This window comes from Halorubrum distributum JCM 10118 (assembly GCF_000337335.1).
GTDB lineage: Archaea > Halobacteriota > Halobacteria > Halobacteriales > Haloferacaceae > Halorubrum > Halorubrum distributum.
This window is the reverse complement of the sequence record NZ_AOJN01000049.1, coordinates 390,085-405,448: the sequence shown is the minus strand read 5'-3', so window position 1 is coordinate 405,448 and position 15,364 is coordinate 390,085. Positions and strand designations below refer to the sequence as shown.

Sequence of the window (15,364 nt, the reverse complement as noted above, 5' to 3'; positions counted from 1 at the left end):
GACCGTGTGACTCCGCGCCGCGGATCGAACAGGCTTATGCCGGTCGTCCGGCTCCGATGCTGTATGAGCGAGACCGATGCGGAGGCCGAGGTGACGGTCGTCCTGCCGGACGGATCAGAGCTGACCGTTCCGGCGGGGTCGACAGTCGAGGACGTCGCCTTCGAGATCGGCCCCGGGCTCGGTCGCGACACCGTCGCGGGGAAGATCGACGGCGAACTCGTCGAGAAGTACGCCGAGGTCCACGACGGCGCGCGGATCGAGATCGTCACCGACCAGTCGGACGAGTACCTCACGGTGCTGCGCCACTCCGCGGCCCACGTGTTCGCGCAGGCGCTCCAGCGGCTCCACCCGGAGGCGACCCTGACGATCGGCCCGCCGACCGACGACGGCTTCTACTACGACGTGACCGACGTCGACGTCGACGAGGGCGACCTGGCCGCCATTGAAGACGAGATGGACGAGATCATCGCGGCGGACTACGACATCGAGCGCGAGGTCCGGTCGCGCGAGGAGGCGACGGAGATCTACGCCGACAACGAGTACAAGCGACAGATCCTCGACGAGGAGGCCGACGACGAGGAGGTCACCTTCTACGTTCAGGACGACTGGGAGGACCTCTGTCAGGGCCCCCACGTCGAGTCGACCGGCGAGATCGGCGCCGCGACCCTGCTGGAGGTGTCGGCCGCCTACTGGCGCGGCGACGAGGAGAACGACACGCTGACGCGCGTGTACGGCACCGCCTTCGCGAGCGAGTCGGACCTGGAGGAGTACCTCGAACTCCGCGAGCAGGCCCAGGAGCGCGACCACCGGAAGATCGGCCAGGAGATGAACCTCTTCTCGATCCCGACGGTGACCGGCCCGGGCCTGCCGCTGTACCACCCGCCGGGGAAGACGGTCCTCCGCGAGCTGTCCGACTTCGCGAACGAGCTCAACCGCGACCACGGCTACGAGGAGGTCGAGACCCCCCACGTGTTCCGGACGGAGCTGTGGAAGCAGTCCGGTCACTACGAGAACTACAAGGACGACATGTTCCTCCTCGACGTCAACGACGAGGAGTACGGCCTGAAGCCGATGAACTGCCCGGGCCACGCGACCATCTTCGACCAGCAGTCGTGGTCGTACCGGGACCTCCCGCAGCGCTACTTCGAGAACGGGAAGGTGTACCGGAAGGAGCAGCGCGGCGAGCTCTCCGGGCTCTCGCGCGTCTGGTCGTTCACCATCGACGACGGCCACCTGTTCGTCCGGCCGGACCAGATCCGCCAGGAGATCGAGTCGGTGATCGAGATGATCTTCGAGGTCGTCGAGACGCTCGACCTGGAGGTCGAGGTCGCCCTCGCGACCCGCCCGGACAAGTCCGTCGGCGGCGACGAGATCTGGGAGTCCGCCGAGGAGCAGCTCCGCGACGTGCTCGAATCGGGCGGCTACGACTACGACATCGAGCCCGGCGACGGCGCCTTCTACGGCCCGAAGATCGACTTCGGCTTCGAGGACGCCCTCGGCCGCGTCTGGGACGGGCCCACCGTCCAGCTCGACTTCAACATGCCCGATCGCTTCGACCTCACCTACACCGGCGAGGACAACGAGGACCACCAGCCGGTGATGATCCACCGGGCGCTGTACGGCAGCTACGAGCGCTTCTTCATGGTCCTCATCGAGCACTTCGACGGCAACTTCCCGTTGTGGCTCGCGCCGGAGCAGGTCCGGATCCTCCCCGTCTCCGACGAGACGCTCGGCTACGCCCACCGCGTGAAAAACGAACTGGAGGACGCCGGCTTCCGCGTCGAGGTCGAGGACCGCGACTGGACCGTCGGCCGCAAGATCCGCGCCGGCCACGACGACCGGCTCCCGTACATGGTCATCGTCGGCGACGACGAGCAGGAGGCCGGCACGGTCTCGGTCCGCGACCGCTTCGAGAACCAGCGCGGCGACGTCGACCTCGACGAGTTCGTCGACCACCTCGTCGAGGAGCGCGCGGAGAAGCGGACGGAACCCGACTTCGTCGACGACGAGTGACGGCGGAACTGAGCGTCGGTCGGTGACCGGCGGCGCCGCGCGCCCCTCGCGGCGCGCCGGCCGTCACATCCGGTCGACGCCGGCGAACTCGAACCGCGCCCCGCCGTCGGCCGACTCGGTCACGCTGACCGCCCAGTCGTGTCCGTCCGCGATCTGCGAGACGATATCGAGCCCGAACCCGGTGCCGTCGCTCGTCGTCGTGTACCCGGACTCGAACACGCGGTCCCTGTCCTCCTCCGGGATCCCCGGGCCGTCGTCGGCCACGTAGAACCCGTCTCCGTCGGAGAGGGGGCCGACCTCGACCGCGACATCGTCGGATTCCCTCCCCACGGCCCCGTGCTCCGCGGCGTTCCGGAACAGGTTCTCGAGGAGCTGCCTGAGCCGCTGCTCGTCGGCGCGGAGGGCGTAGCCGTCGCCCGCGACGCGGAGCGTCCCGCCCCGAGTGTCGGCCGTCTCCCAGGCGTCCGCGGCGAGGGCGGCGAGGTCCACGCGGGTCAGCTCGTCGACGCCGCCGCCCTCGCGCGACAGGGTGAGGATGTTCTCGATGAGCGTGTCCATCCGCGAGAGGGCGCGCCGAACGGGCTCGACGTGTTCGCTCTCGCAGTCGTCGGTGAGGAGGTCCATCCGTCCGCGGGCGGTCGTGAGCGGGTTCCGGAGGTCGTGGCTCACGACGCTCGCGAACTCGTCGAGCCGGTCGCGCTCGCTCGCGAGCCGCTCGGCCGCGCGCCGCCGCTCCAGCTCGTAGCTCACCCACCGCGTCAGCAGCTCCACGAACGTCTGCTGGGAGTCGGTGAACGGCTCGTCGCGCGCGCTCGTGTCGGCGAAGCAGAGCGTGCCGAACCGCTCGCCCTCGACCTCGACGCGGCCGCCGACGTACGTCTCCAGCCCGAACGTCTCGTACGCGGGGTCGCCGGCCCACCCCTCCGCCGAGGCGTCGACGATCGTCAGGAGCTGCTCGCGTTCGAGCGTCCGCTTACAGTACGCCTCGTCGAGGGGACACGTCTCGCCGGGCTGTAACAGGGGGTGTGTGGCGTGCGAGACTTCGACGTGCTGGGTGTCGTCCTCGATACGCGTGAGAAAGCCGTTCGGCACGTCGAGGTACTCACAGCCGATCGTCAGTATCTCGGCAACCTTCTCCTCGAACGTGCGGTCCTGGTCGGACGACACCGCGTACAGCCGCTGGATCGCGCGGAGGCTCTCCTCCTGGCGCCGCTCCAGCTCGCGTCGCTCGGTGACGTCGCGGAGGTAGACCGAGAGCCCTTCGTCAGACGGGAACGCGCGCGCGTCGAACCACGTGTCGAGCGGCTCGTAGTAGGAGTCGAACGAGACCGGTTCCTGCGTCTCCATGGCGCGGTGGTACTCGTCGTAGAACACGGTCTCCGTCGACTCGGGGATCGAGTCCCAGATGTTCGCGCCCTCGACCGAGCCGTCCGGGCCGACGGCGTCGTCGGTCATCGCGGACCGGAGGATCTCTCTGCCTCGGTCGTTCGCGAACACGATCCGCCAGTCGCCGTCGAGGGTGAAGAACCCGTCCGACATCCGGTCGAGCACCGTCCGGAGGTCCTTGTTCGACGCCGACTCGCCCGCGCCGTCGCTCATGTCAGGGCGCACGTGTCGCGGACGGTTAAGTTAGGGTGGATTCGGGATAAGACGCGGCTGGGCGCCGCTCCGGCCCGTCGACTCGGCAGCGCGCGGCGGCGCACAGAACGTGTAACGAGGCAGGGGGCCGCCCCTTCCGTCGGCTTTTTGCGTTCGCTCGTCCGGGGATCACGTATGTCGAACCAGCAAGCCGAGCCCGGCGTCGACGACCGAGCGCCCGAAGTCGGAGAGCTGACGCCGCCGGACCGCACGCTGATGGGGCCCGGCCCGAGCGACGTCCACCCGCGCGTACTGAAGGGAATGAGCACGCCGCTGGTGGGCCACCTCGACCCCTCGTTCGTCGAGATCATGGACGAGGTCCAGGAGCTGTTGCGCTACACGTTCCGCACCGACAACCAGTGGACGATCCCGGTGTCGGGGACGGGCTCCGCCTCGATGGAGGCCGCGATCGGCAACCTCGTCGAGCCGGGCGACACGATGCTGGTACCGACAAACGGCTACTTCGGCGGCCGGATGAAGTCGATGGCCGAGCGGGCGGGCGGCCACGTCGTCGAGGTGGACGCCCCGTGGGGCGAACCCCTCGACCCCGTCGACGTCGAGCGCGCGTTCGACGAGCACCAGCCCGACGTGTTCGGGTTCGTCCACGCGGAGACGTCGACGGGCGTCCTCCAGCCGAGCGTCCCCGAGCTCACCGACATCGCGCACGACCACGACGCCCTGGTGATCGCCGACTGCGTCACCTCGCTCGGCGGCGTCGAGATGCGCGTCGACGAGTGGGGCGTGGACGTCGCGTATTCGGGGCCCCAGAAGTGCCTCTCGTGTCCGCCCGGCGCGAGCCCGCTCACGCTCAACGACCGCGCGATGGACAAGGTGCTCGACCGCGAGGAGCAACCCCGGTCGTGGTACCTCGACCTCTCGCTGCTCGAGGGGTACTGGGGCGACGACCGCTCGTACCACCACACCGCGCCGATCACGAACGTGTACGCGCTCCGCGAGGCGCTCCGCCTCGTCGCGGAGGAGGGGATCGAGTCGCGCTGGGACCGCCACCGCGAGGTCGCCGGCGACCTGAAGGCGGGCCTACAGGAGCTGGGCCTCGAGATGAACGCCCCGGACGAGTACTGGCTCCCGAGCCTGAACGCGGTGCGCGTGCCCGACGGCGTCGACGACGGCGCAGTCATCGACCACCTCTTGGAGGAGTACGACCTCGAGATCGCCTCCGGCCTCGGCGATCTCGAGGGCGACATCTGGCGGATCGGCTGTATGGGCTACTCCGCGCGTCCGAAGAACGTCGAGTACGTCCTCGCGGCGCTGGAGGACGCGCTGGCGGAACAGGGGTTCTGAGCGGTCGCCGCGGCGCGTTTTCGGGGCCCCCGACCATCGAGGGGTTTTTGCGTGTCCGTCCCTCCCCTCGGTAAGGGTATGAACGATCTACGAACCGGACTGAGTTACGGGGACGTGCTGTTGGTCCCCCAGCGGTCGCCGGTCGACAGCCGGAGCGACGTCGACCTCTCGACGCCGCTCACGCCGACCGTCGAACTGGAGACGCCGCTCGTCTCGGCCGCGATGGACACCGTCACGGAGGCGGAGTTGGCGATCGGCCTCTCCCGGGCCGGCGGGATCGGCGTCCTCCACCGGTTCCTCACCGTCGACGAGCAGGCGGCGCAGGTCGAGGCGGTGGTCGGCGCCGGGGAGCGGGTCGCCGCCGCGGTCGGCATCAACGAGGACTACGAGGCCCGGAGCGCCGCGCTGGTCGCGGCCGACGTGGACGCGCTCGTGGTCGACGTCGCGCACGGGCACCTCGACAGGGCGGTCGCGGCGGTCGAGGAGATCGCGGACGCGTTCCCGGAGACGGACCTGATCGCCGGCAACGTCGCCACGCCCGCCGGCGTCGAGGACCTCGCGGCCGCGGGCGCCGACTGCGTGAAGGTCGGCATCGGTCCGGGGTCGCACTGTACCACGCGGAAGGTCGCCGGCGCCGGCGTCCCGCAGCTGACCGCGGTCGACGACTGCGCGACCGCGGCCGAGGACCTGGACGTGACGATCTGTGCCGACGGCGGGATCCGCACGTCCGGCGACGCGGTGAAGGCGCTGATGGCGGGCGCCGACACGGTGATGCTCGGCAGCCTCTTCGCCGGCACGGAGGAGGCGCCGGGCGCGGTCGTCGAGGTCGACGGCACGCGGTACAAGCGGTCGCGCGGGATGGCGACGACCGCCGCCGCCGAGGCCCGCGACGACAAGGGGGCGGACGTGGGCGCCGACGAGGGCGTCGAGGCGCTGACGCCGTACAAGGGGCCGGTCGCGACGGTCGCCGAGGAGTTCTGTCAGGGGATCCGCTCTGGGCTCTCCTACTGCGGCGGTCACACGATCGGACGCGCCCGGGAGCGGGCCGAGTTCATCCGCGTCGCCCCCGGGGCGAAGGAGCGCGAGGGGTTCCACACCGACGACGACTGGGAGGGGATCAGCGTGGACAGCGAGACGAAGCGAGTCACCGACCCAACTGCGGAATCGACCGCCGAGAGCGACGACTGAACCGCGCTCCGCGGCGGGTCCGACGGCGGAACGGCCGGTCAGGTGGCCAGTCTCCGGAACCTCCTCCGCTCGAAGGCGGCGTCCGCCCGTGTGTGTCACTGCGAGACGATCTCACGGACCGCTTTTGCCGCGCGGCGGCCAGGCCCGCCACATGGCCGACGCGTTCGGACGTGCGATCCGCGACCACCACCGCGGCGAGCGGACGGAGCCGCTCGTACAGGGCGATGGCGAGGAGACGCGCGAGCATCCGATACAGGACTTCTACTTCGGCGAATTCGACCCCGAGAGCGACGCCGGTTCGTGGCTTGCGTCGCGGCTGGAGGGCCCCCTCGTCGACCTCGGCGCGGGCGCGGGTCGCCACGCGCTGTGGTTCCAAGAGCGGTTCGAGACGGTCGCCGTCGAGCCCAGTCCGGCGCTCGTCGAGACGATGCGCGAGCGCGGCGTCGCGGATCCTCGCGAGGGCGACATGTTCGCCCTCCGGGAGTCGTTCGGGCGCGACCGGTTCGCCTCCGCGCTCGCGATCGGGACGCAGATCGGCTTGGCCGGCTCGATGCGCGGGCTCTCCGCGTTCCTCGGCGACCTCGCGTACGTGACGACGCCCGACGCGACCGCCGTGATCGACTGCTACGACCCGGACCACCCGGCGACCGCCGACCTCCTCGGCTACCGCGAGGACCCGACGCCGGGGCTCGCGGGCCGCGTCATGTGGTTCGCGTACGAGGGAGAGCAGGACCCGACGCTTCGCTTTACGCTCTTCTCGCCGGACCGACTCCGCGAGGCGGCGATCGGGACCGGCTGGGCGGTCGACGCGGTCGACCGCGAGGGGTCGGGCGACGGCCCGCACTACCGGGCCGCGCTCCGGAAGCGGTAGGGAGCCCCGCGCGCTCGAATCCGCGACCCCGCGCCCTACCACGCAGTCAGCGCCGCGCGGCCGTGGTCCCGCACGAGGATCGCAAGGAAGGCGAGCACGCCGGTGATCGCGAACGCGCCGCCGACGTAGAAGACGGAGCCCATGCTCACCTCGACCATCAGCCAGCCGGCGATGAGCGGCCCGGCCACGGAGCCCGGTCGCCAGACGAGTTCGCGGATACCGAAGCTGGAGGCGACACCGCCGTCGTCGGTCCCCTCGTCGGCGAACAGCGCCATGCTTGCCGGCTCGCGGAAGGAGTCGGCGACGCCGAGCAGCCCGGAGAAGGCGACGAGCGGGAGGTACGCCGGCGGGAGGTCACCGAGGATCGGGAGCGTCACGCCCGCGCCGAACGCGGTCCCGATAGCGCCCGAGAAGGGGATCGCCATCGCGACCACGCCGTAGGCGCCGCCGCCCGCGAAGACGAACAGCGACCGGCCGTAGGCGTCCGAGAGCCGCCCGGTGAACAGCTGGCCGACCATGTTGGTCGCCTTCTCGGCGGTGACGGTGACGCCGATTGCGATCCCGGTGACGCCGAGGCCGCCGGCGGCCATCTCCGTGCTGACGTAGATCGGGACCCACGTCCGCACCATCGTCACGGCGAAGGCGTACTGGGCGCGGAACGTCGTCATCGTGAGGATCCGCCGGTTGACGGCCAGATCCGAGAACGGGAACCCCTCGACGCGCGTGTCGTCGTCGTCGAGGACGAGCCACGTCACGGCCCACGCGGCGACCATCAACGCCGCGATGACCGCGAAGATGGGGCCGAAGCCGACCGCGTCGTACATCGCGCCGGCCGACAGCGACCCGACGATCGAGGCCGCGAAGGAGGCGGCGTTCGCCTTCCCGATCTTGTCGGCGCGCGCTCCCACGTCGGCGATCTGCCCGACCAGCGATAACGTCATCAGCCCCGCGCCGGTGACCACGAGCCCCTGGAGCGCGCGGACGAGGATGAACGAGCCGGAGGAGTCGACGAGCGGGAACAACGCGTACACGCCGGCGCCGGCCGCGAGCACGCCGAGCAGGACGGTCCGCTTGTCGAAGCGGTCGCCCGCCCACGCCAGCGGCACCACGGCGACGGTCTGCGCGAGCGTGAACCCCGTCGTGTACATCCCGATGACGAACCCGGCCGAGACGGTGACGCCGAGCACCGTCGTCGCCTGCGGGTCGAGCGCGTTGATGTACGTCCCCAACAGGGTGATGAGCGTGATGAACCCGAACCCCTCGGCGAACCGCGTGAGGTAGAGCGCCCAGAACTGCGTTCGGCTCGCCCCGGCCGTCGCGTTGCTCACACCGGATCGGCGCGCAGCGATTTAAAAGGAATTTCGGTTCGAAGGCCGCGGCGGTGCCCGCCGAAGCTATTTGTCCGTCGCCGCCGTCTGCCCCGGACATGGGCGACCGAGCCTGCGACCGGGAGTTCTGTCCGGAGTGCGACCTCGCGGTGGCGCGCACCGACGATTCCTATCCGGAATGCGGCGCCCCGATCGACCGCCTTGACGAGACGTCGCCCGACCGCTGAGCCGGCGCGTTCCGCCGTCGTCACGTTCCACATCGGCGCGCTCTCGCGCAGTCCCGCTCTCCCCGCTCACATGGTGTCGGCGTACTTGTCCCGGCGGTAGAGGTCGATCTCGTGGGCCGACGATCCCGGCCGCGACGCGGCGAAGGCGATGGCCTCGGCGACCTCCGCCGGCTCGGTGACGCTGCCCGGCTCGAACCGCTCCGCGAACGGCTCCCCCTCCTCGCTGCCGAACTCGGTCCGGACCTCCGAGGGGTTGACGACCGAGACCGCCACGCCGTCGTCGCCGGCCTGCGCCGCGACGCTGTGCGCGAACCCGCGGATCCACCACTTCGTCGCGGCGTACACGGGGTTGAACGATCGCGGGAACTCCCCGGCGAAGCTGCCGACGGCGACGAGGGTCCCCTCGCTCTCCCTGAGATGCGGGAGCGCCTCGCGCGTGAGGAAGAACGCCCCGTCGACGTTCGTCTCCTGCATCGCGAAGTACTCCTCGTCGGTCATCGTCGCCACGTCGCTCCCGCGGGCGAGCCCCGCGTTGACGACGGCGACGTCCAGGCCGCCGAACGCCTCGACCGCGGCCTCGACCGCCGCCGCCGACGTCGTCGACTCGCGGACGTCGCCGTCGGCGACGACCGCCTCGACGCCGTGCTCGGACCGCACGTCTTCCGCGACCGATTCGAGCGCGTCGCGCCGCCGCGCCACGAGGACGAGGTTCGCGCCGCGCTCGGCGAGCGCGTGCGCCGTCGCTTCGCCGATTCCCGAGCTCGCGCCGGTGATCACCGCCGCCGCGCCGTCGAGGTCAGTCATGGGCGTCCGATCGGCGAGCGCGGAGATAAAAGGTCGCGTCGGACGAGTCGTGCCCGTGGCGAGCACGAGGCGGCTTAAAAGCGGGCCGGGCGCGATTTGAACACGCGACCGACGGATTAAGAGTCCGTCGCTCTCCCTAACTGAGCTACCGGCCCTCACGAGACCGTATCCCTGTCACGGTAAAAGGCCTTTTCATTCGACCACGCTGGCGGTTCCGTAGCGGCATCCGAATCGCACGAGCGCGACGGGACCGTCTCGGTCCGGAGACGGTCCGACGACCGGAACCGACGGACTCCGCGGCTCCCGCGAGGTCGCGGGACCGCGAGAGCGCACTCGTTAAGTGTCGTGCCGCGGAAATCCCTTCAATGAGTAGTGGGGCATCCGGATCCGCGCGGACCCGGTACGCGATCCTCGGCTGTGGGAGCGTCGGGCACGCCGTCGCTGAGGAACTGACCGAGCGCGGGAAGGACGTCCTCATCCTCGACCGCGACGAGAGCCGGGTCGAGGCGCTCCGGGACCAGGACCTCAACGCGCGCGTCCAGGACATCGCCGAGCCCGACGTCGTCGACGAGCTCGACGACCGCGACATCGTGTTGATCCTCGCGAGCGACGTGGAGGCGAACAAGGCGGCCGTCTCCGCGGTCAGGGAGACCGGCGGCGACCACTACGTCGTCGTCCGGGCGTCGGACCCCGTCAGCGAGGACGAGCTGCGCGAGCGCGGCGCCGACGTGGTGATCAACCCCTCGACGGTGATCGCCGACAGCGCGCTCCAGTCGCTGGAGACGGGCGAGCTGGAGTACATGGCCCGCCAGCTCGCGGAGATAATCGAGGAGGGCGGCGATCGGATGGCGATACTCACCCACGACAACCCCGAGCCGGACTCGATCGCGTCCGCGACCGCGCTTCAGGCGATCGCGGAGGCGTTCGGCGTCGACGCCGACATCGTCTACTCCGGCGACGTCGGCCATCAGGAGAACCGGGCGTTCGTCAACCTCCTCGGGATCGACCTGCTCGAACGCGGCGAAGCGCCGCCGCTCTCGGAGTACGAGACGGTCGCCGCGGTCGACCTCGCGAAGGCCGCCGCCGAGGACCTCGACCTCGACGTGGCGATCGACATCTACCTCGACCACCTGGAGGCAGAGGTGCCGTTCGACGCGCGCTTCGTCGACGTGCGGACCAACGTCTCCTCGACGTCGACGATCCTCACGAAGTACCTCCAGGAGTTCGACCAGTCGCCCTCCGAGGCGGTCGCGACCGCGCTCCTCTACGGGATCCGCGCCGAGACGCTGGACTTCAAGCGGGACACGACGCCCGCGGACCTGACCGCCGCCGCGTACCTCCACCCGTTCGCGAACCACGACACGCTCGAGCAGGTGGAGTCGCCGTCGATGAGCCCGGAGACGCTGGACGTGTTGGCGGAGGCGATCCAGAACCGCGAGGTCCAGGGCAGTCACCTCTTCTCGACGGCCGGGTTCATCCGCGACCGCGAGGCGCTCGCGCAGGCCGCCCAGCACCTCCTCAACCTCGAGGGGATCACGACGACGGCAGTGCTGGGCATCGCCGACGAGAAGATCTACCTCGCGGCGCGCTCGAAGGACATCCGGCTGAACATCGGCAACGTCCTCGACGAGGCGTTCTCCGAGATGGGCGACGCCGCCGGCCACTCGACGCAGGGGTCGCTGGAGATCCCGCTCGGTATCTTCACCGGCATCGAGGCGAGCGGCGAGAACCGCGACACGCTCCTCCACCTCACCGAGGAGGCGGTCCGGCGGAAGCTGTTCGACGCGCTCGGCGTCGAGGGCGGGAGCGGCGACGGCTCGAACGGCTCCTGAACTCGGTGCGCATCGCCGTGGTCGTTTTCCGACTCGGAGCCGTAGCTCCGGACGCGACACAGCATGTACGTCCCCGACGATCCGCCGGCGACCTGCCCCGCCTGCGGCGACCCGTACGAGTCGGTCTCGCGGCACACCGACGGGTTCGTGGCGAACTTACTCGACAACGAGCGCTACCGACGGGTGTGTTTTCACCCGTCGACGGACGGCGGCGACCCCGCGTTTGACTGCTACCACCACACGCACGCGCAGGCCGGGACCGACGGCGCAGTCGACGGCGGCTGACAGCCGGAGGGCGCCGCGGACCGGCGCGGCTTAAAAGTCGTCGCCCTCGGTGATCGAGGTGTACGAGCCGATCAGCGCGCCGGTGAGATCCACGTTCTCCAGCGTAACGCCCTCGTCGATTACCGATTTGCTGATCTTCGAGTCGGTGATCGTCGCGTCCTCGAAGACGACGGCGCGGTCGAGCGTCGAGTCCGTCACCGTCGCGCCCGACATGACGTGGACCACGTCGCCCAAATCGGAGTTCTCGACGGTCGCGTCGTCGGCGACGAGCGTCCCGCCGTCGAGGGCGTACTCGACCGCGTCGAGGTAGCTGTCGGCGGTGCCGATGTCGAACCACGCGCCGTCGAAGGTGTACGCGTTGACCGGCCCGCGCTCTTGGAGCCACTGGAGGAACCAGCCGGGCTCGTCGGGGTTCTCGCCGTCTTCGAGGTAGGTCGTGAGCTTCGGGAGCGTCTCGGCGGGGAACGCGTAGCAGGCGATGGAGACGAGCGTCGACTCCGGGTCGTCGGGCTTCTCCTGGAAGTCGATCACCTCGTCGCCGTCGAGCTGGACGAGCCCGTACGACTTCGCGCGCTCGCGGTCGCCGACGTCGTAGGCCGCCAGCGTCGGCGTCCCCTTGTCCTCGAAGAAGTCGGCGAAGTCGCCCAGATCGAAGCTGATCATGTTGTCGCCGGCGACGACGATGAGGTCGTCGTCGACCCCCTCGCGCTCGACGAGCTGTTCGAGCGCCCCCACGACGCCGAACTTCTCGTCCTCCTCGACGGTCTCCTCGACCGACAGGGTCGGCTTCTCGAAGGGGCTGTCGTCGAGGTACGCCGCGAACGTGTCGGCGAAGCGCTCGTTGGTCGAGACGAACACCTCGTCGACGCGGTCGTCGGCCTCCAAGTCCTCGAATATCTCGTCGATGACGGTGTTGTCCCCCACCGGGAGGAACATCTTCGGCCGGTGTTCGGTGATCGGCCAGAGCCTGGTCGCGTAGCCACCCGCGAGTACGACGGCTTTCATACGCTCCCCGTCTCACCCCGGTGACATACTTCTTGCGCCCGCGTCATCGGTCGAGTGGCTCGCGGCGTCGGTGCGAACTGCCGGCGTCACGATCCCCGACGGTTTTGCTCGTCGCCGTCGAAGGCCGTCCATGGAGACGACCCGCCAGCGGATCGCCGACGCGCTCCGGGAGGAGCCGCGGACGGCGAGCGACCTCGCGGCGACGCTGTCGCTGCCGACGCCGACCGTGTACGAACACCTCGAACACGTCTCGCGGTCGGTCGCCGACGAGAGCGGATCCGAAGAAGGCGACGGCGGGGCCGACGAGGAGTTCCTCGTCGCGCCGCCGACCTGTCGGGAGTGCGGGTTCGACGCCTTCGACGACCCGGTCAACGAGCCCTCGCGGTGTCCCGAGTGTAAGAGCGAGCGGATCGAGGAGCCGGCGTTCGTGATCCGTTGAGAAGGCCCGAAAGCCGGTCGGGCGCCTACAGCTCGTCGAGCAGCGTCGCGGCCGCGGCCGCCGACGAGCCCGGGCCGCGGGCGGTGATCAGGTCGCCGTCGACCGTGACGCTGGTGTCGGCGTCGAGCTCTGCGTCGAACTCGGCGCCCGCGAGGACGACCTCGTCTTCGACCCAGTACGGGAGCTTGCGGCCGTCGGGCATCACGTCGTACTCGTCGACGATGTCCGCCTCCCACTCGTTGGGGAACCCGGTGATAGCGCGGTCCTCGACGAGCGGCGTCCCGTCGGCCTCGTTCGTGAACGCGAGGATGCCGACCGCGTGACAGACGACGAGCGCGACGCCAGCCTCGCCCGCGACCGCGTCGAGCAGCAGCTGGCGGGCGTGGCGGTCCTGGTTCACGTCCCAGACGGTGCCGTGCCCGCCGGGGAAGACGACCGCGTCGTAGTCGGCGGCGGCGACCGTCGAGATCGGCTCGGGGTCGTTGAGCTCGGGATGCTCCTCGTCGACCTCGCGGAGCTCCGCGACCCGCTCCTCGCCTCCGGCGGCCTCGGGGTCGAGCGAGCGCTCGTCGACGACCGGCGGCGACCCGGACGGGGTCGCGACGGTCACGTCGACGCCCTCGGATTCGAGCGTCGTCAGCGGCTCGATACACTCCTCGGCCCAGTAGCCCTCTTCGCTCACGACGAACAGTGCGCTAGTCATGTGTACCCCACCATTCGCGACCTCGACATAAAAGGCGCCCGCGCCCGGCAGCGACGAGGGGCGGCGCGGGGTTTATAAACCGATCGCGTGGCGGCCGCTCGTTTTTAGCCGGCGACCAGACCTGCGAGCCCGAAAAGGGCCATTCCGACCCCCACGACGCGGGTGAGCGTCACCTTCCAGTCCGCGGGTTCGACCTCGGACCACGACCGCTTGCTCCCGATCGAGTCCATCTGTTCTTCGAATCTCGCGAACTTGTACGGCCACAGCGCGTTCGGAACTCCCATTGCGAGGAGGAAGACCGCGAGTACGGGGTCCATGTGTCCGATCATCTGGAGTTCGAAAATAGGTTTTCTGGAGACGGGGTCCACAGAGTGTTCCGAGGCGGTGCGGTTGGCGCGCGCCTGCGAGCGGCCGCCCTCGGCGGCCGCGAGGAGCGCGTGCGAGGGACGCCGTGAGCGACGGGCGACCGAAGGGAGCCCGGAGCGAACGGCGAGGCTGGGGTGGCGTGAGGCTGCGGTTGCTGTGCGGGGCGGGACTCAAAGGGGCTGGGGCTTTGGCGCTGTTCGCTGTCGATCGGTTATCGACTGTTTATAAACGGGCTAGTTGAGATTTAGCGGTGGTCCCCACCGATCTACGGATACCGACTTATTCGTCGCCCTGGGCGTCGACGACGACGACCTCGCCGTCATCGACGGTGACGTTGATCAGCGTCTTCACGTTGTAGTCGGTCTCGTCGAGCTCGTTCTCGCCCGCCTTCTTGATCACGGCGACGACGTCGACGACCTCCGCGCCGACCTCGTCGGTGAGCGCGTCGAGGATGGCCTTCATCGTGCCGCCCGTCGAGAGCACGTCGTCGAGCACGAGCACGCGGTCGCCCTCCTCGACGTCGTTGATGTACATCTCCGACTCCGAGTAACCGGTCTCCTGGAACAGCGGGACCTCGCCGTCGAGGCCGTACTGGCGCTTTCGGATGACGACGAGGGGGATGTCGGTCATCAGCGAAAGCGCGGTGGAGATGTGGATCCCCATCGCGGCGGGGGTGACGATCTTGTCGACGTTCTCCAGCTCCGCCTTCCGGATGATCCGGATGACGATCTCCCGGAGCAGCTCCGGTTCGAGCATGGGGACGCCGTCGCTGATCGGGTGGACGAAGTACTGGTACTCGCCTTTCTCGATGATCGGCGCGTCGAGGAGCGACTGCCGCAACTGGTCCATGTCGCCGGTACTCGGGCGGATTAATAAAGCGTGGCGATCCCCGGGCTCCGTGGACCGCGATCGCACGGTAGGTGAATGGCTGCGAATTGACGGTGGCAGCTTCCAAAGCCCCAACTGCTTAGTTATAAACAGTTGACTGCGAGTCGACCGCAACCACCGCCAAAGCCCCAGCCGCTCGGTTATGAATGGTGCTGGTGGATCCACAAAGAACACCGCCAAAGCCCCAGCCGCTCGGTTATAAATGGTTGCTGGTAGATCGGCAAAGAACACCGCCAAAGCCCCAGCCGCTCGGTTATAAATGGTTGCTGGTAGATCGGCAAAGAACACCGCCAAAGCCCCAGCCGCGAGGACGCCGCACACTCGTTGCGCTCCTCGGTCGCTCACTTCGTTCGCTCCCTGCGGTGCTTACGTCGTCTGCGGCGTCCTCGCGGCTGCCCCTTTGAGTCCCGCCCCCGCACAGCGACCGCACCTCTCACCTCCCCAGCCTCGTCGGCCGGTCTCCGCTTCGCTCCGA

At 69.4% G+C, this 15,364-nt stretch carries 15 protein-coding genes and 1 tRNA gene; 8 read left to right on the top strand and 8 right to left on the bottom strand.

Annotation, left to right across the window (positions count from 1 at the left end; translation table 11 throughout):
• The first annotated feature begins 36 nt into the window (after positions 1 to 36).
• Positions 37 to 2,013 carry a threonine--tRNA ligase gene (gene thrS, locus C466_RS10880; protein ID WP_004599794.1) on the top strand — a complete coding sequence of 659 codons (1,977 nt, stop codon included), beginning with the start codon at positions 37 to 39 and terminating at the stop codon, positions 2,011 to 2,013.
• Positions 2,014 to 2,076: 63 nt separating this feature from the next.
• Here thrS and C466_RS10875 read toward each other — a convergent pair whose 3' ends face one another.
• Entirely contained in the window at positions 2,077 to 3,612 is a 1,536-nt protein-coding gene (locus C466_RS10875) for a sensor histidine kinase (protein ID WP_004596016.1), read from the bottom strand.
• 174 nt (positions 3,613 to 3,786) lie between these two features.
• Here C466_RS10875 and C466_RS10870 point away from each other — a divergent pair, with 174 nt between their 5' ends.
• The 3 genes from C466_RS10870 to C466_RS10860 all read left to right on the top strand — a co-directional run bounded on the left by C466_RS10870 (position 3,787) and on the right by C466_RS10860 (position 7,012).
• Complete coding sequence (locus C466_RS10870; protein ID WP_004596017.1) at positions 3,787 to 4,953, top strand: pyridoxal-phosphate-dependent aminotransferase family protein; 1,167 nt, start codon at positions 3,787 to 3,789, stop codon at positions 4,951 to 4,953.
• 78 nt (positions 4,954 to 5,031) lie between these two features.
• Positions 5,032 to 6,141 carry a guanosine monophosphate reductase gene (locus C466_RS10865; RefSeq protein ID WP_004596019.1) on the top strand — a complete coding sequence of 370 codons (1,110 nt, stop codon included), beginning with the start codon at positions 5,032 to 5,034 and terminating at the stop codon, positions 6,139 to 6,141.
• 151 nt (positions 6,142 to 6,292) lie between these two features.
• Positions 6,293 to 7,012 (top strand): methyltransferase domain-containing protein, encoded by a 720-nt coding sequence (locus C466_RS10860; protein WP_004596022.1) that lies wholly within the window; start codon positions 6,293 to 6,295, stop codon positions 7,010 to 7,012.
• A gap of 35 nt (positions 7,013 to 7,047) precedes the next feature.
• Here the strand turns inward: C466_RS10860 and C466_RS10855 are convergent, their stop codons facing one another.
• Positions 7,048 to 8,340, bottom strand: a complete 1,293-nt coding sequence (locus C466_RS10855) for an MFS transporter (protein WP_004596024.1) — start codon at positions 8,338 to 8,340, stop codon at positions 7,048 to 7,050.
• Positions 8,341 to 8,438: 98 nt separating this feature from the next.
• On the opposite strand from C466_RS10855, the gene C466_RS17470 reads away from it, so the two are divergent.
• Complete coding sequence (locus C466_RS17470; protein WP_004596026.1) at positions 8,439 to 8,567, top strand: hypothetical protein; 129 nt, start codon at positions 8,439 to 8,441, stop codon at positions 8,565 to 8,567.
• 66 nt (positions 8,568 to 8,633) lie between these two features.
• Here the strand turns inward: C466_RS17470 and C466_RS10850 are convergent, their stop codons facing one another.
• Positions 8,634 to 9,371, bottom strand: a complete 738-nt coding sequence (locus tag C466_RS10850) for an SDR family oxidoreductase (protein ID WP_004596028.1) — start codon at positions 9,369 to 9,371, stop codon at positions 8,634 to 8,636.
• 81 nt (positions 9,372 to 9,452) lie between these two features.
• Positions 9,453 to 9,526: transfer RNA gene (locus C466_RS10845), tRNA-Lys, on the bottom strand.
• 210 nt (positions 9,527 to 9,736) lie between these two features.
• Here C466_RS10845 and C466_RS10840 point away from each other — a divergent pair.
• Together C466_RS10840 and C466_RS10835 are read left to right on the top strand one after the other, a co-directional pair.
• Positions 9,737 to 11,203, top strand: coding sequence for a DHH family phosphoesterase (locus C466_RS10840; RefSeq protein WP_004596030.1), 1,467 nt, complete (start codon positions 9,737 to 9,739; stop codon positions 11,201 to 11,203).
• A 63-nt stretch (positions 11,204 to 11,266) separates the two neighbouring features.
• The gene (locus C466_RS10835) at positions 11,267 to 11,488 is read left to right on the top strand and encodes a hypothetical protein (protein WP_004596032.1); all 222 of its coding nucleotides are present in this window, start codon (positions 11,267 to 11,269) and stop codon (positions 11,486 to 11,488) included.
• A gap of 30 nt (positions 11,489 to 11,518) precedes the next feature.
• Here C466_RS10835 and C466_RS10830 read toward each other — a convergent pair whose 3' ends face one another.
• Positions 11,519 to 12,493, bottom strand: a complete 975-nt coding sequence (locus tag C466_RS10830; protein WP_004596034.1) for a sugar phosphate nucleotidyltransferase — start codon at positions 12,491 to 12,493, stop codon at positions 11,519 to 11,521.
• A 130-nt stretch (positions 12,494 to 12,623) separates the two neighbouring features.
• Here C466_RS10830 and C466_RS10825 point away from each other — a divergent pair, with 130 nt between their 5' ends.
• Positions 12,624 to 12,932, top strand: coding sequence for a transcriptional regulator (locus tag C466_RS10825; protein ID WP_004596036.1), 309 nt, complete (start codon positions 12,624 to 12,626; stop codon positions 12,930 to 12,932).
• Positions 12,933 to 12,957: 25 nt separating this feature from the next.
• Here C466_RS10825 and C466_RS10820 read toward each other — a convergent pair whose 3' ends face one another.
• From C466_RS10820 to hpt, 3 genes are all read right to left on the bottom strand, one after another.
• The gene (locus tag C466_RS10820) at positions 12,958 to 13,635 is read right to left on the bottom strand and encodes a DJ-1/PfpI family protein (protein WP_004596038.1); all 678 of its coding nucleotides are present in this window, start codon (positions 13,633 to 13,635) and stop codon (positions 12,958 to 12,960) included.
• A 104-nt stretch (positions 13,636 to 13,739) separates the two neighbouring features.
• The gene (locus C466_RS10815; RefSeq protein WP_004599793.1) at positions 13,740 to 13,964 is read right to left on the bottom strand and encodes a hypothetical protein; all 225 of its coding nucleotides are present in this window, start codon (positions 13,962 to 13,964) and stop codon (positions 13,740 to 13,742) included.
• Positions 13,965 to 14,280: 316 nt separating this feature from the next.
• Entirely contained in the window at positions 14,281 to 14,850 is a 570-nt protein-coding gene (gene hpt / locus C466_RS10810) for a hypoxanthine/guanine phosphoribosyltransferase (protein WP_004596042.1), read from the bottom strand.
• Between the last annotated feature and the right edge of the window lie 514 nt (positions 14,851 to 15,364).